The organism is Lysinibacillus sp. NPDC097214, from assembly GCF_050277945.1.
Lineage (GTDB): Bacteria > Bacillota > Bacilli > Bacillales_A > Planococcaceae > Lysinibacillus > Lysinibacillus xylanilyticus_B.
In genome coordinates this window covers 184,905-206,342 of record NZ_JBNNSS010000006.1, presented here as the reverse complement: position 1 = coordinate 206,342, position 21,438 = coordinate 184,905, and the positions used below count along the sequence as shown (strand labels likewise).

Below are 21,438 nucleotides of genomic sequence, written 5' to 3'. Positions count from 1 at the left end.
TGTTGGTCACTCTTATTTGTCTTTGACATGTGAGAAGTGGGTGAGTTCTTTTGCCGTTCCTTAACGCCTTGCAATTATTCCATCAATTTCTTCATTTATATATCCAACCTTCCTCTAACGTTAATTGTATTTATTATATAAGTGTTCCACAAGTATGAGTATTTACCTATGTTAGCATGATTTACCTATATAGTGCTGAGTGAGAGAAGTCTGTCGGGGATAAATCTTCGAAAGACTTTTCTTTTTTTGTAATTGGCGGAAGAAATGGATGACATTTTTTTAACATTAGCCTTTTATAGAAGTTGATTGGAGTGTAGACTGGGCGACTCCTCGGGGATCAGCAATAGAGGAACGAAGGCTAAAACCATCACATCCTGTGATAATGCCTTCGTGACCAACATCGTGTTGGCCCGAGACCCTGGAGCGAGCAACGCGAGTGAAGCGGCTCATCGGACGCCCCCAGGAAAGCGCCCAGTCGGAACGGAAATCAACCTCACGTTATACTGGTGAGCTAATTTTCTTGAAAGCGAGTTTCTATATTTCTTCCCCCTCAATGATTAGGGGGAAAACCCTTAAATCTCCGTAATGCTTTTGCAGGAATGGGGTTTAGGCTAACGGTACCTAATTCTACTTTTTTCGAGAATAATGCCACATTTTGGGCTTTTTTCATGTTAAGATGGTAAATAGTGATTAGAAAATTTATGTAGAAAAAGGAGATAGGGATGTTAAATAAATTAAAAGCTTTATGTGTGGTGGCAGCTCTTGTTTTTGCTTTCATATTGTCTGGACCAACCTCCGCGTCAGCTGCTACTGACAAAGGAATTCAGATACGAAATAATGTTACGATTAATATCGATGGAGAAACGATTCAAATTAATGATCCAATTTTAAGTAAAGCGGATTACCTCCTTTTGCCGATGAGAGCTTTGTATGAGGCGATTGGTGCGAGTGTTGACTGGAACAAGGAAAAGGACAATACTGCCACAGCTTATCGAAATGGCAAAGTTATTAATTTAACAATTGATTCAATGACTGCCTTAGTAGATGGGCAAGAGGTTGCAATGGATGTTGCACCGCTTATCTATAAGGAAAGAACATACATGCCATTGCGCTTTGTTACTGAAAACTTAGATGGAAATGTCAGTTGGGACCCTGCTACACAAACTGTTACTATTTTATTAGATGGTTCTTCAGAGAAACCGCAAGAAGATCCATATATCTTACATGTAAATAATAAGCGTATTGTAATGGAAGATCCGATTGTTACGAAACAATCTAGATCATATATTCCTGCTGATTATTTATCTGATTATTTAGATGATTCTGCGGGTAATTGGCTGCCAGATAAATCATTTGAATTACAAATTGCTGGCATGAGCTTTGTCTTCAAGGACGGTAGTAAAAACGTTTTGATCAACAATGAACCTGTAACAATAGAAGAACAGCCGTTTATTCAAAAAGGAAAAATGTACGTTCCTATTACTTTTGTTGTCAATACATTGGGAGGAAACCTACGTTATATTAGCGAAAAACGAGAAATGTATATTTATGTTTATCGCTATATGTATACAAGTGAATTCCTTGAAAAATCTTTTGGTTCGACATCATATCCTCAACCGGTACCTTCTGCTCGTTTAGAAGGAGAACGTGATTTGATGATCAGTGATAATCCAGAAAATTTAACGCACAGTCTATTACCTAAATCAAATGCTACGCTTGCACAATATCATGTAACACCTACTTCAGCTACAAATAAGCATCGAGTATTTGGCTGGCATTTAAATAAGCTTGGGGAAGCAGTAAATATTGGTATTACGATCGAGAATACTTCAAGCTCTGAAAGTATTAAGGTCAGCAGTTCTAAAGGTATTACTCAAATGTCTGGGAATAACTGGGTAGGTCATGATATTGGTTTATCGATTGCAGATGCAACGTTAAATGGAAAGCTTAAAAGATCTGATAGTACAGGTATTGTTATCGCACCAGGAGAAACAAAGGTGATTGAAACATTCGAGTTGTTCCCTGATTATGTCGTTGGATTTTTACATGATATAGACATCCAAGCAGTTAATGGTGGAAGTCCAGATTATATGATTCGCACAGTATTAACGAAGAGTAATAGTGATTTAACAAAGATCAAAACGGACGCTGTGGCAATTGATGAATATGCGAAGCATCCACGAGGTGCTTGGCCGAGTGCTACTATTCTAGCAGAGCTTCCAGCGTATACAGTAGATTCATCAGAGGTAGGCTATAACCTTTCAAATGGGCGAACAGATCATTTGCAAACGACAGAAAATTCACTGTCACAAATTAATGGTGCTTTGGGGAATCCCGGTCACTTCGGCATGAACTATAAGGTATCGATTCCACTTGTAAATGACACAGGAGAGAAAAAAACGATCAAGCTTAAATTAACTGGTCGAGGTGGCTTATACAGTGGTGCAGTGAAGTTCAATGGCAAAGTGTACTTAGTACCTTCGTTGCGAACAAGCTCAGAATATGTTGAGTTTGAATACAAGATGAAGGGTTCATCTGACAAGATTGAGTTAGAATTAATGCATGCAGGTGGAGTAAATCTTCCAGTAGCTATTTATGTAGAAACAAAATAAATGAAGTCCCTGGCACGAATTTGTTTTACAACATCTTCGTGCCAAACTTTTAAATGAAGAATTAAAAAAACTAGAAGCAATTGTTGTATTTTTCGTATTAATCAATAGCCTTTTCTAACATCTCCGAAACAAGCGAATACATTGGGCGAGAACCAATCGTATACGTAATGATTTCACCGACCAATTATGCCGAGGCATAATTGATACTCCGTAATGTCCATTTTCCATTTTTCGTTTGGTGCTTCTGCTTTACATTGGCGCTTCGGTGCGATTTTATTGACTGTTTCTTTATAAAAGACATTCAAAAGAAAGAAGAAGTTCATAGAGTCTTGGAAAATCCTAAGATTTCCGTGCAACTTTTGCAGGAATAGGGGTTGGGTTCCAGTGCCTAATTCGACTTTTTTCGATATCGGTACCGCTTTTTGGACTTTTTTCATGTTAAGATAACCTATAGATTAATTATGGAAAAAGGTGTTTAAGATGTTTAGTAAATTTAAGGCTTCATGTCTGATTACTGCAGTTGCTTTGGCTACGATATTGCCTGGACAAGCCTCTGCATCAGCTGCTAGTGACAAGATTCACGTAAAAAATAATGTTTCTATTAATATCAATGGTGAGACTCTTCAAGTGAATGATCCGGTTTTAAATAAATCCGATTATCTTTTTTTACCTATGAGAGCTTTGTATGAGGCGGTTGGTGCCAGTGTGGACTGGAAGAAAGAAACACTTACTGCGTCAGCCATTCGAAATGGCAAGTTGGTTAATTTAACAGTAAATTCAAAGTATGCCTTAGTGGATGGACAAAAGGTGCCAATGGTTGTTGCACCATTTATGTATAAGGATCGCACGTACATGCCATTGCGTTTCGTCAGTGAAAATTTTGGTGGTAACGTGAACTGGAATCCTACTACACAAACTGTTGATATTTCCTTATCAGATGGACCAGGGAAACCTCAAGGAGATCCGTATATTTTACATATTAATAATGAACGCATTGTGATGAATGATCCAATTATCGTAAAGCAATCGAGAACCTATATTCCGGCTAATTATATATATGATAATTTAGAAGATTCTTCTGGCACGTTGTTACCAGATAAATCGTTTGAATTGCAAATTGCGGGAGTGAGTTTTCTTTTCAAGGAAAATAGTAACCAAGTTCTAGTAAATGATGAAGTCGTGACATTGGAAGAAAAACCATTTATGCAAAATGGGAAAATGTATGTTCCTATTAGTTTTATTGTCAACACATTAGGTGGGAATTTACGTTATATAGAAAATAAAAGAGAGTTATACCTTTATGTTTATCAATATATGTATACAAGCTCCTTCCTTGAAAAATCTTATGGTGCTACATCAAGGCCTATAAATGTTCCTTCTGCTCGTTTAGAAGGAGATCGTGATTTATTGATAAGTGATAATCCAGAAACGTTAACGAGCAAGCTGATTCCTACATCTAATGCTACACTTTCTCAATATCAAGTGAAAGCGACAGCAGCTACAAATAAACATCGAGTATTTGGCTGGCATTACAATACGTTAGGGACAGATGTACAAATAGGTATTACAGTTCAAAATACTTCTAGTACTGAAAGCATCGAAGTAATAGACTCTAAAGGGACTAGCCAACAAACGGGAAATAGCTGGGTTGGCCATGATATTGGGTTAACCATTGCCGATGCAACGTTTAATAATAAGTTTAAAAAATCTAGCAGTAAAGGGATTGTCATCGCACCAGGAGAAACAAAGGTAATCGAATCATATGGTTTGCTCCGCGATTATATCATTGGATTTTTACATGAACTAGATATTCAAGCTGTCAATGGTGGGACTCCAGAGTATACGATTCGCACAGTATTAACAAAGAATAATAGTAATTTAACGAGCATTTTATCAGATCCTGTTCCGATTGATGTATCTGCGAAGCACCCACGAGGTGCCTGGACGAGCTCAACTATTCTTGCAGATCTTCCTGCTTATACAGTAGATTCACCAGAAGTAGGCTATAGCATTTCAAATGATCGAACAGACAATTTGCTAACAGCAGAAAATTCACTTTCACAAATCAATGGTGCAATAGGGAATCCAGGTCATTTCGGAATGAACTATAAGGTGTCGATTCCACTTGTTAATCAAACTGGAAATGCAAAAACGATCAAGCTTAAATTGGCTGGTCGAGGCGGCATATATAGTGGTGCAGTAAAGGTTAATGGCAAAGTGTATCTAGTGCCTACATTGAGAGTAGGTACAGAATATGTTGAATTACCAGATTACGAGATGAAGGGTTCATCGGAAACAATTGAATTAGAATTCATGCATGCCGGCGGAGTAAATCTTCCAGTAGCTATTTATGTAGAAACAAAATAAACGAAGTCCCTGGCACGAATGTATTTTACAACATGACATCGTGCCATACTTTTTGATTCGGAGTGAAAAAATTGGCAAAAAAACTAGTAACAATTGTTGTAGTATGTTTCGTTTTAATGCTATCAGTAAATCCAAGTTTTGCAAATGCAGCCGTTTTTGATAATAAAATAAAAGAAGAAAAGAAAGAAGTATCGCCACAAGTAACACATATACAGCAAACCTATAATTCTAATTCTATTCGTGAGTTTGTCAATGTTTTAGATGTTAATTTAAATAATATATATACAAAACTTGAAGTAGGTGTACCAAAACCTATTAACTCACTTCAAACAACAACGAATATGGCAAAGCAAAACACATATGATGGACATCGTGTTGTTGGGGCTGTCAATGCTTCATATTTCTTAGGAAATGGTATGCCTGCCAACTTATTAGCTGAAAAGAATGAAATTATTAACTATGGTATTTTGGGAGATACATATGAAAGTCCAACACAAAAGCCTGTTGCTTTTGGTGTATCCAAATCAGGGAAGGCGATCGCAGACTATTATTCTACGAATCTATCCTTTCAAGTAAATGGTAAAAGTTATCCGATTGATCTTATCAATACAGAAAGAACAACTGATAAAACAGTATTATACACACCTGATAAAAAAACAACAGGGTCAAATAATTGGGGCGTAGAAATTGTTGTCTCAAATGCTAGTCAAGATATGAAAGTATTACATTTCGGAGATCGCCTCTCAGGGACGGTTTCAAAGGTAACGGCGTATGGTGCAGAAGGGAATTCAACAGTACCATCTGATGGCTTTGTTATTTCGGTGCAAAATAAAGAGCTGGCAACTGAACTAAGCCAAATTACTGCAGGGACAAACATTGACGTGAATCTATCTATTGATGAAAAATGGATGGATGCTCAATTTATTTTAGCTGCAGGACCTATGCTAGTGAATAATGGTAAGGTAGACATTTCTATGCCCACGAACTCTGGATTTGCTTCAGCGCGCAGTCCTCGTACTGCTTTGGCAGTAGATGCAACTGGTACAAAAGTTTTTGTTGTTACCGTAGATGGTAGATTAAGTGGTCATAGTAATGGCACTAATTTAACAGAGTTAGCTTCGTATTTAATCTCAATGGGTGCTACTTCGGCCATAAACCTTGATGGAGGCGGCTCTACAGCGATGGTTGTTCGAAATCCGGGCGGCTATTTTGCAAACCTTGTGAACATCCCTTCTGATGGTGGTGAGCGTCGTGTATCAGCCATTTTACAAGTTGTCAATACAGCGCCACCAGGGAAAGCAAAATCGATTACAGTAAACAATGTAAACCAAGTCATGAAAGGTTCATCCGTTGACATGAAAGTGGCTAGTGCCTATGATCAATACCTAAATCCTATGACAATCAACCCATCTAAGATGACATGGACGGTTGAAGGAAATATCGGTAAGATGGATGGTGCAACATTTACAGCTACGCAAAAAGGGGAAGGCAAAATTATCGGTGAGTATGACGGTGTGCGCACATCCACAACTGTGAAAGTTGTTGATTTAGCACAAGAAAAACCTATTTTACTAGATAGCTTTGATAATGCTTCATCATGGACGGTGGAAGTTGCAAAAGCAAATGCTTCTATCACAAATGCTAAAGACTATGCTAGACAGGGTACGGCTAGCTTAAAGTTAAATTATGATTTTACATCAGCAGGTTCAGATACGAAAGCAGCCTATATGGTAGCTAAATCACCGATTCCGATTACAGGAAAACCAAATAACATAGGCGTTTGGGTATATGGAGATGCTGGAAAGCAGTGGCTTCGTGGAGTGCTTGTAGATGGTACAGGAGCAAAGCAGACAATTGATTTCACTAGCCAAGGCGGTATGGACTGGAATGGTTGGAAGTATGTCACTGCGAAAATCCCTAATGATGTTACACTACCATTGAAATTCGAACGATTATACGTTGCACAGCCTTCAGCCTCTCTTCAAAAGAAAGGTCAACTGTATTTCGATCAATTACAGGCTGTATATCAAGACAATCATGAGGAATTAGCCTACACAGATGTAGCGAAAGGTTATTGGGCTTTTTCAGAAATCCAAAGTTTGTATAATAAGTCTCTTATTAAAGGATACGAGAATGGAACATTTAAACCAGAAGCGTCCATTACACGTGCAGAGGCAGCTACTATTATTGCAAGGGCTCTCAATTTAACAACAACGAAAGATACGAACTTCAAAGATGTCAGCAAGGACCATTATGCATATAGTGCCATTGCTGCAGTAGAGCAAGCTGGAATTATTAAAGGGCAAGAAGTAGGGAAGTTTAATCCGAATGGACAGCTTTCACGTGCTGAAATGTCGGCGATTTTAACAAGAGCTTATAAATTAACAGGCACAAGTAAAGTAAACTTTACAGATGTGAAATCGACGCATTGGGCGTATAGCGATATCCAAGCGCTTGTAGCAAATAACTTAACAAGCGGCTTCCCAGATAATACATTCAGACCAGACACACAAATTACGCGTGCACAATTCTCAAGCTTCTTGAATAGATGCTTATCATTAAAATAATAAAAGCACATAAGACAAACCCCTGTAGGATTGAAACTACAGGGGTTTGTCTTTTTGCAATGTTCTAGCATTTAAAGGCATTTGCGGCTGACGCTTCGCTTCTGCACATAAAACATTCATTGCTGAACTATTTATCACTATAAACTAGGAGATACACGCAATTGAAATAGTTGATTGGAGTGGAGACTGGGCGACTCCTCGATCAGCGATATAGAGGAACGAAGGCTAAAATCATCACATCCTGTGATAACGCCTTCGTGACCAACATCGTGTTGGCCCGAGACCCTGGAGCGAGCAACGCGAGTGAAGCGGCTCATCGGACGCCCCCAGGAAGCTTTGCTCTGTGCGAAAGCGAAGCGTCAGCAACAAAGCGCCCAGTCGGAACGGAAATCAACCCCACTTTTGCCGAAAAGTCATACTTTATTTAATAAGTCACTTATTCGTTTTATCAACACTAATGAAAAAATCCGCTTAGATTTCTGTGAGGAGAGCAAACCGTTGCTGCTCTTTTCGTGCTCACAGAAATTGAAGCGGATTTTTATTGTATAAGAAGAACTATAAAACTAATTTAGAAAACAATATATTTAATATAGTCTTTCCAATCTAATTCCTTGAAATGTTTCCATTTGATTTTCTCAACAGGCATTGTGCGGAAAGAATAGGCTGAAAGATTACGTTGTTTATCGGATAGCATAGGTGTTCCTTCATTTAAACTGTCAGTAAAAATAGCTGACTTTGCAGTTTTAAAGTTAACATGAATATCCTTTAACTCAATTTTTCCATCCTTTCCAACAATGTATATTTTTTTACCTTTCTTTTTAGTAGCATGCACCCACGATTTATCTACTTTATAAGAATCAGATGCTTCGTTGACAATAATAGAGGCTTTGCCAGTAGTCGAAAATGGAATGTCCTCCATCGCATCATCTTGTTGCAACACTACTTCATAATTCGTTGGTTGAGGTAAAGCTGTTGTTTTTGCAAGTTCATTCCCCCAAATAGAGGAATCATTTGCAGCAATCATTTGTTTTTCTAGTACAGAGCCAGATAAAGAATCTTTCAAATGTTTTACTTTAAAATCAACGGTTTGACCTTCCGACACTTTTTGCCATTCATCCTCTGATAAATAGGCAAGCATCGTTTTTTCAGTAGAATAGATTTCAAATGTGGCTGTCCCAGCCTCCTCTTTAACGGCTGCAATAACACCGTCCACTGGGCTAACGACACCTTGGCGAGCCTGTATTTGTTCAATTTGTGCATCCATTATCGCAATTTGACGATCTGTCTCGGCAATATGACGATTCAAAAGGGCCACTGCTGTCGATGGTGAACTTTGCTGTCCTAGTTCCAATTTTAGTGTGACAGATAATGTGCCGTTTATTTCGTCCGTATTGACGGAGCTTTTCGGATCAGCATCATCATAATCATTCTCGATTTGAGAGAGCGCATCTTCTAAATCATTGCGTTCATCTTCATAGGCTGTACGTTCTGCCTCAAGCTTTGTTAACTCATTATCAACTTCTTCTGTTTTATAGGTAGCCAGTACATCATTAGGCGTTACTTTTTGGCCACGCTTTACATTCACCGCAGATAAGCTTGTCGCATCGGCTGTAAGCGTGTATGTTTCAGCTGGTGCAACAATCGTTTCCTTATTAACACGCTCTGAATTTGTACCTTTATAAGCTTTTTGAAATTCATCGATATAGTAGGATCGTGTAATTTTGCTATCGTCTTTATAGACAAAATAAGCATTTACGCCGACTAATAGCATTGTCAACACGATGGTCATGCTTGTCCAAGGCTTTGATTTGAAAAATGCCATTATCCTAACCCCCTAGTAATCCATTCTTTAATTGGTAATACACTAATCAGACCAACAAATAAGGCCATAAATAATTGTATGCCAATAATTTTTACGACTAATATTTTTCTACTCGCCTCTTCCTCCCATTTAGAAAGGAATGTGTACTGTACAACAATTGTTAGCATAGTTGCCACTGTCAATTGATTGAGCGTGAATAAGACGTAATCCGTATTCATCACCTGCAATGCAAGGGGCGCTAATGAAAAGAATGAAAAGAGTGTTGTATAGCCAGTTAAGTAGAAAACAGCAAATAATATTGTTTTTTCGATTAATAAAAATGTGACAACATATAATTGGACTTTTTTAATCCATGTATAGGGAATGTCTGTTAATAGATGTAAAAGGTAGGTAACACCGTAATAATGGAAGCAAAAATAGACAATAGCCCACAAAATGGCACCAAGCATCGAAAGTAAACGAGCCACGTAGTATTCATTATGTAAATCCATTGCGAACAATGTCGTTAAAGTTTCAGTCCCCATCCCCCAATACTCACGTGCAGTGAATAACAGAATGAATAAGAAGAAAACCGTCAACGAACGTTTTTTGTATCCGATCATCTCACCTTCTTCTACAATTTTAGTAAAGTAGGTTGGATTTTTTAAGCTATGCCAAAATTTATAATGGTAAAACATATACAGTTTCCTCTCTTCCAAAATAGTAAATATCAAAGTTGTAGTATACACCTTGTTAAACGATATTGACATATAAAAATAGCTGTTTTTCTCCAATAATTTCGTAAAAAAAAACTATATGAAACTACATGTCGAATGATGAAAAACATCATACAAAACTATTGTATAGTATAATAGAAAAAACTTCCTGTATTTCTATCTAGTTATTATAAAAAATTACTTTTGATACGCTTAGTTTTGTAAATAATGGCTTGAAATCATATGAATTACACCGATACAAAAGTAATGAGTCGAAATGAAAATGAACACAATCATTTTCCTATACATAAAAAATGAAAGGGTGGTTCGATTGAATCGAAAATTGACGGCGGGAGTCATAACGAGTCTATTACTGGCACCTACGGCTATAGCGAATGCACAGGAAAATGATGCACAATCTCGCGTATCAACTCAAATAGAGCAAGTTGCCAACGTTAACGGGGTAGCTGCCGCTACGACAAGAGAACAAATGATAGCACAATTTGCGAAGCTTTCCGAGAATTCGACACCAGATGAAATGGTTATTGCAAAAGGTGATGTAGCAATCCTAAGTATGACAGATTTTACTAGAGATGAGATTGCATTTATTCAAGCGAAGTATGACTATGTTGTCGAGCAACGTCGACTAATAGGCAAGTTAAAGGAAATAGGAACGAACATTAATGCATTAACATATACAAGTAAGTCATTTATAGATGATGTGACAACTGAAGATAACAAGTTTAAAGCATTTTTAGGTAGTAAAGAAGCTGGTGATACCTCTTATTTAAGTGTACAAGATACTTTTGGCAAAGCAGTGGAAATCGCACTTGTTAAAGCTAGCGATATTGCATCTACAATTCGCGGTACATCCTTACAATATGGCTATACTGAAGCAGAACGCAATGCTTATTTTAAAACAAAGGGAGCAGATATTGCGAAGCTGCTTAATTTAAAGGAAGATGCAGCAGCAGTATTACCAGCCACTAAAGCATTAGAGGATTTAGTAGATTTATTAAAGCAAAAGCCAAATGACTATACAGCCATTTCAGCAGCGGTGGAAAAAGTTACGACAGAATATAATGCACTAACAGCGAATCAAAAGAAAGTGGTCGTAGCCCATAATCCAAATAACGATTCTGTGACACCTTATAAAAAGTATACGGATGCCTTATCAAATCTGTCTTCGGCTAATAAAGCAGTGCAAAGCGTGGAAAAATTAATCGACGGCTTAGACCCAAAATCCTCTACTTTTGAAAGTAAAACATTTGCTGCTCAGGCTGCTTATGACAAGCTTGGGGCCAATGAAAAAGAACTAGTGAAAAATAAAAGTAGACTAGAGCTATTGTTCTCATTCGCTGATGCATCGAAACAAGTAAATGCACTAAATTCATCTATGAAGGATTACAAGGCAAAAATAGTGGAGTTACAAACTAAAGTTGATGCATTAAAAGCTGAGGGTAGCAAAGATGAAGTGGTGCTTAATGAAATAAAAGAAAAGCTTAAGAGCAAATTGAATGCCCTTGAGAATGAAGAAGCAGCAGTAGAAGCCGTTATTAGTCAAATTGATCAATTAAGTAAATCTAATAATCTAGTAGTTGATATGCTAAAAGTACGCTCCGACTATAATGCACTTTCATCTGCAGCTAAAAGTCGTGTGACAAACATTAAAATCCTAACAGATTTAGAGAAATCACATAAGGCTGTCGTCAATGTTATAGATCAATTTGAAAAGTTAGATCCAACATCTAAAAGTTATATTTCAAAAGCGAAATCTGCGTATACTGCTTACGCAAAGTTGGACGAGACAAAAAAAGGGTATGTCAGAAATCATAAAGATTTAAAGGATAAGATCGCTGTAATAGAAGTGATTGTTCAAATAAATGCCTTAAATCCATCCCAAAAGACGTATAAAGACAATGTGGCGAAAGCAAATGACGCGTTTAATAAATTAACGGATGTCCTTCAATTGCAGGTAGTCAATGCTGGAGAATTAACAAGAGCACAGGGCTATATCGATACAGCCAAGGCATTTGATGATCGTGTCTTAGCATTAGCGAATGAACCTTCAGATACTTTTGTGGCGAAGGTAGCTACATTATCTGCAGAGTACAAAACAATGGATAAAAATGCGAAGAAACTAGTGGAGCAGGCAAAAACCTTAACCAATTACGAAAAAAATAATAAAGCTGTTATTAAGGTTATTCAAATGATTGATGCCTTAAATCCAACAAATAAGGATTATACGAAAAAAGTACTCGCTGCGCGTAAGGCTTATAATGCACTAGATGCAGTATCGCAAAAACGTGTAACGAACTATGCGAATCTAACTGCTGTTGAAGATGTGGCTTCATTGATTGGCCTCATTGCAACATTAAAGCCATCAAGCAAGACATTCTACCAAGATATGAAAACAGCACGTGAGTTGTATGATGCTCTACCTCCAGAGAAGCAACAAGTGATTATTAATTATGATGCACTTGTAGCGGCAGAAAATGAGCAAGGGGTAGCGCATAAAGTTGTCGAGCTTATTGATTTAACGAAACAACAAGATGGCGACTATTTAACGAAGCTCATGGATGCACGTGTAGCGTATGACCAGCTAACTTCAAATCAAAAGAAGTTAGTTACCAATATTAAAGATTTAACAGCACGTGAAAAAGAAGTAAAACCTATTTTAAATGTGATGCTGCAAATTAATAATTTGGATCCGGAATCCAATAATTTTGTCAGCAAGGTCAATTCTGCGCGTAGGGCGTATGATAATTTAAATAAAGATCAGAAAAAATATGTTAATAATATTGATATTCTACAAACCTATGAACCTGTATCAAAGGTTATTGAATTAATTAGTAAACTGAAATCTTCAAGTAGTACATACCTTGAGGATACATATCGGGCACGTTCGCTTTATGATGCGCTAGCGACAGATATGAAGCAATATGTAACAAACTATTACTTATTACAAGCAGCAGAAACAAGTATTTTAGGTGCTGGTAATGTCATGCAGATGATTAATGATTTACCGTCTGTAGATCCAAAGCAGTATGTGAAACGTATTCAGGAAATTCGCGCAGCTTATAACGCTTTACCAAAGGATCAACAAAGAGCCGTACAAAATTACAAAGTGTTACAAGATCAAGAGAAGCTTTTGAAGCCTGTTATTAGTGTCGTTGAGGATATTGATAAACTACTTACTGCCAAAGACATGAATAGTCAATATCAAAAAATCTTAAAAGCCTATGATAAGCTAAATGCCGAACAAAGACGATACGTCTATAATGACGATCTATTATTATCATTAGATAGCGTTATAAAAGTATATAAGAGTATTGCTAGTTTAAATCCAAAGGACAAATTTTACTTTGGTATGGTGGAAGCAGTACGAAAAGAGTACGATAGCTTAAATACGACAGATAAGCAAAGAATTACGAATTATTCGATCCTGTTAGAAGCGGAGAAAAGTTTGGCCGATGTAAAGAAAGTTGTTGAATTAATTGCTAGCCTCTCACCAACCTCTTCAACGTATATAGAAGATGTAGCGAATGCAGTCGCAGCCTATAAAGCGTTAGATTCAAAACTAAGAGGGCAAGTCATCAATGAGGACGTATTAAAGAAAGCTGAAAAGGACGTAGAGGCAGTTAAAAAAGTAGTTCAAGCTATCGCTGTTATTGATCCAGACAACACGTCATTTGAGAAAAAGGTGTTAGCTGCGCAAAAACTATATAGCTCACTTACACTGGAGCAGCAGGATTTAGTATATAATTACCGCGTTCTAGAAGAATATCTAAAAATGATCGAATAGTTTTAGAAAGAAGGAGTTTTCCCAATGCATATTTTGGGGAAACTCCTTCTATACTATATAAAACAAATTTATAAAGTTATAGCCTGTGAAATTCCCAAAAAAAGTGAAACCTTATCAATCAAGAAATCGTATGTAATAGTGAGTTTTTCTCTTTCAAAGGTTTTTGAGGGGTATTCATTTAAATAATTTAAATATAGGAGGTAGCCATGTTTAAAAGGGTGATAGGTATATTGGTGCTTTCAATTGTTTTACTAGCTACAACTATTGGAGATTTATCTGGGATTAGTAAGGCAGACGCGGCATCCAACATAGCTGTTGATGTGTCTAGTTCATACTGGGCAAGTTCGTCGATTCAACATATGCTATCGAAGCAATATATGACTACATATTCAGACAATACATTTAAGCCAGAGCAGGCTATTACGAGGGCAGAGGCTGCGTCTGCAATTGCTCGATCTATTCAAACAAACTCAGATTCTTCGATTTCCTTACACTTTAAAGATGTTCCTGTTACACATCCCTATTACAAGGAAATTCAGAAACTTGTAGGATTAGGGGTTTTACAAAATAGTGATGCCTTTCATCCAAATGAGCCTTTAAAGCGTGCGGAAGTTGCAAAAATGCTAGCACTAGCTTATCAGTTTAAAGTGGATGGTAAAAATAAAAGTAAATTTGATGATATTCCTCGAACACACTGGGCAAAAGACTTTATCGAATCACTAACAGACATAGGAATTATTGGCGGAATAGATGCCAAGCATTTTGCACCCAACAAATTAGTGACACGGGCACAAATAGCAGTTTTTGTTGAACGTAGCATTAATTTTCAACAAAAAGTAATGAAGCTTGAAGTAGCTTATGATTATTTAGCAAAGGATTATATCCCAACATTAAATCTTTCGACAGCTTGGTCAAAAGAGGTCATTCGATTAATCAATGTTGAAAGGGAAGAGAACAAGCTAGCGCCTGTTGTCTATGATTCGAAACTGACACAAATTGCTATTATAAAAGCGCAGGACATGGTTAAACGTAATTATTTTGAGCATATTTCTCCTTATTATGGCGCCCCTTGGGATTTAGCGACGTTATTTGATTATTCCTACACGAGCTTTGGAGAGAATATTGCAAGATATTTCGAATCTCCCGAAACCGTTGTAAAAGGATGGATGGCTTCTCCTGGCCATCGAGAAAATATTATGAAGGAGAATTATACAAATACAGGTGTTGCGGTTGCGCAGGATAGCAAAGGGAACTATTATTGGGTTCAACTGTTTTCGAGTCAATAATTGGTTTTGTAACAAAGAGTTGCTAATGTTACATTTACGTTACAAATGTCAGAGGTAACCAATAAAATTTTTCCATTTTTAACGCTGATGATGCCGAGAAACGTTGGTATATCAGCGTTTTTGTTTATTTCGAAAATCGTTACACAATTGAAAAATTAAAATACCACCTTTTATGATAGTCTATGTATAGGCAAAAAAGTTTAGAGGGGGTATAACAAAAGTATGAAGAAAAAATGGTTATTACCGATTTTTGCATCTTTCATGTTATTTTCAACAACTCATATAGATTCAGCTGAAGCAGCGACTAAATCTGAAGTCACTGATACAGCTTCTAAATATTTAGGTATTCCATATAAATACGGTGGGACAACTACAAGCGGTTTTGATTGCTCTGGCTTTACTTCTCAAGTATTTGCAGATTTAGGCATCACATTAAACCGTACGTCAGGCGCTCAATACCAACAAGGGACAGCAGTTGCTAAAAGTGATCTTCAAGTTGGAGATTTACTATTTTTCAATACAAGTGGCAGTGGTATCTCACATGTATCAATATACATAGGTGACGGTAAAATGATCCACTCTCAAACTAATCAAGGTGTTAGTTATTCGAACGTAAACGATCCATATTATTGGGGTTCTCGTTATGTAGGCGCTAAACGAGTTGCTACATTTGATGAAGAACAACAAGCTGAAGTAAAGAAAGTAGCAATTGATTTTACAGTATATGCTTCACGTGCGGAAGCTGCTTCACAAATTGCGAAAGCTTTAAACTTAGATACATCTGACAAAAATAGTGGTTTTATCGATGTAAAACCAACATATGAGCATGCAGGTGCTATTGCAGCTGTTGCAAAATTAGGTATTTTTGAAGGTGATGCAAATGGTAAATTCAATCCATCTTCACCAATTACTCGTGCACAAATTGCTAAAGTATTAGTTATAGCTTTCGGACTTGAGAATGCTAGTCAAGAAGTAACATTTAGTGATGTACCACAAGATAGCTGGGCTAATCAATATGTTTCTATTCTTGCATCTAACGGTGTGACAACTGGAGATGGCAATGGCCACTTTGGTATGGATGAATTACTAAAAATTAAAGAACTAAAAATGTTTATTGAAAGATTACAATCTAGATAATATTTTCATGAATGGCATTGATTGCAAGAAAAGATCTTTTAAATAGTTTATAATTAGAGGAGAGTTTGCAATTGCGCAGGCTCTTCTATTTTTATGATAATTTTTTTGAAAAAGGGTGTGATTGGAAAAATAGACTTGAATGTTGCTATTGGATGATGTTTTATTTGGTTAATTTTGTTAAAATGAATACATTAAGAGAACAGGAAGGGAGGAAATAAGACATTGAACTTTAAAAAAATTAGTCTTATTTTATGCGTCTTATTCATTTCAGCTTCTATGTTTACTATACATAGTGAAAGTGTAATGGCAGATACAAATGTAACATTTGCAGATATCTCCAAAAATCACGAAGCTTATGAAGAAATTAATTATTTAGTAAATTTGGGTGTTATCCAAGGGTATTTTGTAAATGGGAAAAGAGTCTTTGGCCCGAATGAATCTGTAACACGAGAACAAGTGGCTAAAATGGTTGTCGTTGCCTCAGGAAACAAACCATTAGTCGTAAACAAATCTAGTTTCTCAGATGTAACAGTAGGTACTGAAATGTCAGGTTATATCGAACGTGCCATACAATTAGGATTCTTTTCAACGAATACACAAGGCAAGTTCTTACCAAAAAAGGCTATCACGCGTGATGAAATGAGTTATGTATTAACAAAGGCATTTAAATTGGATACAAGTGAATATGAAAACTTAGATTCACCATTTGCTGACGTAAGTATTACAAACCCTTACGTTAAATATGTAAATACAATTTACTATAATGGTATCGCAAATGGTAGTGGTAAAAATTATTTACCAAATAATACTGTTACACGTGCACACTTTTCATTATTTGTAGCACGTGCAAAAAATGAGAAATATCGTTTAGAGCTACCAGTAAAAGGGACATCTGTACCTGATGCAAAAGAGGTTATAGGGCTTGTAAAAGTGGCGACAGATGGTTTAAATATCCGCAAAACAACGGATAGTTCATCAAATACTAACATTGTTGGTACAGTCAATAAAGGCGGTAAACTATCAGTTTATGCAGTCGAGGACAAATGGCTAAAAGTAACATATAAAGGTGCATTTGCCTACATTTATAAACAATATGCACAATTTGTAGATGCAGATGGCAATGAATTAGGGCCTGTCCAAAAAGAAGTGACATCTAAAGGCGCTATTAACTTATATGTTAAACCATCATCTTCAGCAAAGATCATTCAAACTATTAAAGCGAATGAAAAATTACCAGTTTACAAAACTGCTGGTGGCTATCATTTAACGCAAGTAAATGGTTTACCAGGTTATATTGTAGCGAACAGCACAACAGAAATAGAAACAGAAGAAAAACCTGATCCAACTCCACCTACAACTCCACCTACAGCTTCAGGTGATGTATTAGGACGAGCAACTGTTGGAAACCTAAATGTCCGTAGTGAAGCAAATGCAACTTCTACAGTGCTATTTAAGCTTAACAAGGGCGACTCTGTTAAAGTTAACGATATTAATGGTTATTGGGCAAACATCGAATACAATGGTAAAACAGGTTATGTCCATAAATCTTATATAAAATTATTAAATCAAAATGGCAAACCATTGCAAAATCGTATTATTATCCTAGATCCAGGTCATGGTGGTAAGGATCCAGGGACAGTACTAGGTTCTTACTCAGAAAAGAACATTACATTAAAAGTGAGTACACTTGTTAAGCAAAAGCTTGAGAATGCTGGCGCAAAAGTGTACATGACTCGTACAGCTGATACGTATCCAACTTTACAAGATCGAGTAAACTTTACGAGTGCAAACTTTGGTGAGATTTTCGTGAGCGTGCATGTAAACTCTGCTTCAAGCACATCAGCATCAGGTACTGAAACATATTATGCTATTTCATCTGGAGATATGCATCAGGAGGATATTGACTTAGGCACTTTTGTAAATAATCAAATTGTAAACAATTTAAATATGAAGAATCGTGGCGTTAAGCAATATCCATACTATGTAATTAATAATATGAGCATCCCATCCATTTTAGTGGAACTTGGCTTCTTAACAAATGATGAAGATCGCCAAAAAATGACAACTGATGAATACGTAACTAAATTTGCAGATTCTATCTATAACGGAATTGAGCAATACTATAAAAAACAATAATTGATCGACAGAGAAACTGTCCCAAAGGTGATTGAATCACTTTTAGGACAGTTTTTTTATTGTTAAGGAAAGGAAGGGCGTGTTATGAAGGGAGTCTTTATCCTGATCAATTAGGCCGCGACATAATTGATAGATGATAGATCTATTGTTTATCCATTGATTATTTTTATGTTTGGAAGTAGGTTTTTATGCATAGATACATAAATTTTGTTTGGGGCTAAGTAGAGGGTTGTTTTCAAAAACTCGAGTAGGTTAGGGACGTGATCGGGTAATGCTGAGAAGTGATCGGGTCAGCCGTAGAACAAATCAGGTAGGAGAAAGAAGTGATCGGGTCAGCCGTAGAACAAATCAGGTAGGAGAAAGAAGTGATCGGGTCAGCTGTAGAACTGATCAGGTAGGAGAAGGAAGTGATCGGGTCAGCCGTAGAACTGATCAGTTAGGAGAAAGAACTGATCAGGTTGGCGAAAGAACTCTCGGGTCCCTGTAGAGTTGATAGGGTAACCAGGAAAACAGCCCATGTACCCCAAACTCCGCTGGAAGAAGTTATAGCCTCGACAGATGTCACGGAATCGTAAAGGAGCTTATATAGGATGTTAGTCTAAGATCATCACATCCATGCGATAACGGCTAATTGACCTGCATGGGGAAAAAGCCAAGTCCTGTGGCAATACCGAAATGAGCGATATCGTGACGACCCTCATACAGGCATAAACACAAAGCTGATTCAGGATGAAATTATGCCGAGGAATAATTGATAGAAAAATTCAATTTGCCATCGGTTATGTTACAGATCGCTGATTTTTCCTGTACACTCATTTTTGCATCAACTATCAAAAAAAGCTGCTCCGAAAATATTCGGAGACAGCCTCTAATTGCTACTTCACGGTATTAATGAATTTAACATGATCTTTATTGATGTAAGCTGGTTGTGGATGGGGTTTATCAGAAAGTACCTCATACCAACCATTAACATTCGTATCGGTTACAATAATTGGCATACCGCTTTTATTAAATGTGTAAAGTGGACTTTGGCTTGTCGATGCATCTGGACGAACATTTAGGCCAGCTGTTGTCGTACGGGCAATTTTGTATGGATTTTTTGCATCTTTAAAGCCTAAAGCTTTTTCGGTACGGTAGTAGTGTCCAGCAATTTTAGCACCCCAAAATGGATCAGAGGCATACTTCACGTTAAAACCAACTTCCTTAGAGCCAACCACTGCACCATTTGTGTAAGGACCACCTGGTGTAATGTAATTTGGCTGCAAGAACTTTTCAACAAGTTCATTAATATTGTCCGCTACACTATCAAACTTTTTATTTAGTGGATTCGTATCATATACATATAAACCAAATAAGTTGTTGAGGTCTTGAGCATGAGGACTCATACCATATGCACTCTCATGCTGGGCAAGCGATAAAATAAGCATGGCGTTAATTTGATCATTTGCTTCGATTTCTTTTAAAACTTTCCCTAAACCGATTAACTTACTTTTTTTAGTCGCATCCTTATAAAGACTAGCCCCTGAACCTTCAACCTCAGCCAATTTTTGCATAATGTAACTATCTAGTTCCTCTGCTGTATATTGAGTTTGCGCGCGTGCAGGTAAAAATTGATAGTAATTATAAGCTTCACCTTTCGAGGAGCCACTAGCATTTGTGAAATTAATGCCATTCCAACTAAAGTACTTTTCGCCTTGCTTCATGAAGTCGGGTGCTTTTCCATACACATAGCTAGAAGAATATTTATTTGATTTATAATCATATAAAGTATGTTTAATCTCACCATTCTCGTTTGTATAGTAAGAACGACCCTTACTTAAAGCAGATGGGATTAAAGTGACATCGGTATGTTTTAAATACCCAATATGACCTGCTAAACTAACTTTTACTTGTGTCGCATCACTGCTTAAATACTCCATTTCGGTATTAGCAGCAACAGAGATTTGATCTTTAATTGTTTCAGACTTAAGTGCTACATAATTATTGGTTACAACATAACCAGATGACATTTTCATAATTTTATCATTTAGTGTAATGACAAGTGTATTTTTTGACAAAGCTTTTTCGGCAGCATCAAAGCTAGAAAAGGCTTGATCCCCAACAAGATTGCCATTTGAAATTTCTTTTACGATGAACTTAGTAGAGTTACCATTACCAGTTTCACCATTGTTCTCTGTATTACCGTTATTACTGTTGTTACCATTATTGCCGTTGTTACCATTATTGCCGTTGTTGCTATTATTTCCGTTGTTACCATTATTACTAGTATTACCACCATCATTTTTAACATCGCCCGCTAGATGTATCAAGCGTAGTACAAATGTAGATGCCTCGCCAATTGTGGCATTATCTTTTGGTAAAAACATTCCATTGGAGCTACCTTTAATAAGCCCTAACTGTGCTCCGATAGCTATGTCTTGGCGGAAGTCTTTAAAAATAGCTGTATTATCCTTAAAAGTAATGGATGATGTACCTTTAGGGATTTTTAAATAATCAACAGCTCTAATTAGCATAACTGCCATATGCTCTCTTGAAATACGGGCATCTGGTTTAAATGAACCATCTGTATAACCTGTGATAATCCCAGCAGTAGCAGCAAGCTTAATATCTGTTGCAAACAAATATGTATCTGGGACATCTGTGAAAGTAATATTATCTTTTTTCTCAAGATCTAAAGCCTTTGCTATGTACGTAGCAAATTCACCGCGTGTGACAGTGTCATTTGGACGATAGCTTCCATTTGCATCTTGCAGTAATGCATCTTTGGAAATTAAATAGCGTAAACCATCTACATGCATATGTCCTGAAAGCTCATCAGCATATGCCATATTTGGTTGCCAAATAAGCAAGCTAATAAGTGCCATTAACACTGTTATCATTGATAGTTTTTTCATAATAGTTTTAACCCTCCTAAGCTTCTATTATTTTAACAAAGTTGGAGAATTAAGATAAGGGTCAAATGTTAGAAATAACATAAAAAATACCAATCAAAATTTGCCAGTAACTATACT

10 protein-coding genes and 1 pseudogene are annotated in these 21,438 nt (G+C 36.8%); 7 read left to right on the top strand and 4 right to left on the bottom strand.

The window, feature by feature from the left end; all coding sequences use genetic code 11:
- The first annotated feature begins 722 nt into the window (after positions 1 to 722).
- Positions 723 to 2,612, top strand: a complete 1,890-nt coding sequence (locus tag ACQKMI_RS15605; protein ID WP_427490395.1) for a stalk domain-containing protein — start codon at positions 723 to 725, stop codon at positions 2,610 to 2,612.
- A gap of 100 nt (positions 2,613 to 2,712) precedes the next feature.
- On the opposite strand, the pseudogene ACQKMI_RS15600 reads toward ACQKMI_RS15605, so the two are convergent.
- Positions 2,713 to 2,905 (bottom strand): annotated as a pseudogene (locus ACQKMI_RS15600) (IS3 family transposase); the annotation flags it as partial.
- Between the two features lie 187 nt (positions 2,906 to 3,092).
- Between ACQKMI_RS15600 and ACQKMI_RS15595 the strand changes: the two are divergent.
- Positions 3,093 to 4,979 carry a copper amine oxidase N-terminal domain-containing protein gene (locus ACQKMI_RS15595; RefSeq protein WP_427490393.1) on the top strand — a complete coding sequence of 629 codons (1,887 nt, stop codon included), beginning with the start codon at positions 3,093 to 3,095 and terminating at the stop codon, positions 4,977 to 4,979.
- 71 nt (positions 4,980 to 5,050) lie between these two features.
- Complete coding sequence (locus ACQKMI_RS15590; protein ID WP_427490391.1) at positions 5,051 to 7,546, top strand: S-layer homology domain-containing protein; 2,496 nt, start codon at positions 5,051 to 5,053, stop codon at positions 7,544 to 7,546.
- A 568-nt stretch (positions 7,547 to 8,114) separates the two neighbouring features.
- Here the strand turns inward: ACQKMI_RS15590 and ACQKMI_RS15585 are convergent.
- Complete coding sequence (locus ACQKMI_RS15585; RefSeq protein ID WP_427490389.1) at positions 8,115 to 9,368, bottom strand: HlyD family secretion protein; 1,254 nt, start codon at positions 9,366 to 9,368, stop codon at positions 8,115 to 8,117.
- Positions 9,368 to 10,045, bottom strand: a complete 678-nt coding sequence (locus ACQKMI_RS15580) for a hypothetical protein (protein WP_427490387.1) — start codon at positions 10,043 to 10,045, stop codon at positions 9,368 to 9,370. The genes ACQKMI_RS15585 and ACQKMI_RS15580 overlap by 1 nt, the downstream gene beginning before the upstream one ends.
- Before the next feature lie 349 nt (positions 10,046 to 10,394).
- On the opposite strand from ACQKMI_RS15580, the gene ACQKMI_RS15575 reads away from it, so the two are divergent.
- The 4 genes from ACQKMI_RS15575 to ACQKMI_RS15560 all read left to right on the top strand — a co-directional run bounded on the left by ACQKMI_RS15575 (position 10,395) and on the right by ACQKMI_RS15560 (position 18,427).
- Positions 10,395 to 13,868 carry a hypothetical protein gene (locus ACQKMI_RS15575; protein WP_427490385.1) on the top strand — a complete coding sequence of 1,158 codons (3,474 nt, stop codon included), beginning with the start codon at positions 10,395 to 10,397 and terminating at the stop codon, positions 13,866 to 13,868.
- A 206-nt stretch (positions 13,869 to 14,074) separates the two neighbouring features.
- Complete coding sequence (locus ACQKMI_RS15570) at positions 14,075 to 15,154, top strand: S-layer homology domain-containing protein (protein WP_427490383.1); 1,080 nt, start codon at positions 14,075 to 14,077, stop codon at positions 15,152 to 15,154.
- Between the two features lie 222 nt (positions 15,155 to 15,376).
- Positions 15,377 to 16,291, top strand: a complete 915-nt coding sequence (locus ACQKMI_RS15565) for an NlpC/P60 family protein (protein WP_427490381.1) — start codon at positions 15,377 to 15,379, stop codon at positions 16,289 to 16,291.
- Between the two features lie 222 nt (positions 16,292 to 16,513).
- A complete protein-coding gene (locus ACQKMI_RS15560) occupies positions 16,514 to 18,427 on the top strand; it encodes an N-acetylmuramoyl-L-alanine amidase (protein WP_427490379.1) in 1,914 nt (637 codons plus the stop codon).
- Between the two features lie 875 nt (positions 18,428 to 19,302).
- Here ACQKMI_RS15560 and ACQKMI_RS15555 read toward each other — a convergent pair.
- The gene (locus ACQKMI_RS15555) at positions 19,303 to 21,321 is read right to left on the bottom strand and encodes an S-layer homology domain-containing protein (protein ID WP_427490378.1); all 2,019 of its coding nucleotides are present in this window, start codon (positions 21,319 to 21,321) and stop codon (positions 19,303 to 19,305) included.
- Positions 21,322 to 21,438 lie beyond the last annotated feature (117 nt).

Bases quoted from the DNA above. Each gene is read 5' to 3' on its own strand.
- ACQKMI_RS15605 (WP_427490395.1), top strand. From the start codon at position 723: ATGTTAAATAAATTAAAAGCTTTATGTGTGGTGGCAGCTCTTGTTTTT.
- ACQKMI_RS15595 (WP_427490393.1), top strand. From the start codon at position 3,093: ATGTTTAGTAAATTTAAGGCTTCATGTCTGATTACTGCAGTTGCTTTG.
- ACQKMI_RS15585 (WP_427490389.1), bottom strand. From the start codon at position 9,368: ATGGCATTTTTCAAATCAAAGCCTTGGACAAGCATGACCATCGTGTTG.
- ACQKMI_RS15580 (WP_427490387.1), bottom strand. From the start codon at position 10,045: ATGTTTTACCATTATAAATTTTGGCATAGCTTAAAAAATCCAACCTAC.
- ACQKMI_RS15570 (WP_427490383.1), top strand. From the start codon at position 14,075: ATGTTTAAAAGGGTGATAGGTATATTGGTGCTTTCAATTGTTTTACTA.
- ACQKMI_RS15565 (WP_427490381.1), top strand. From the start codon at position 15,377: ATGAAGAAAAAATGGTTATTACCGATTTTTGCATCTTTCATGTTATTT.
- ACQKMI_RS15555 (WP_427490378.1), bottom strand. From the start codon at position 21,321: ATGAAAAAACTATCAATGATAACAGTGTTAATGGCACTTATTAGCTTG.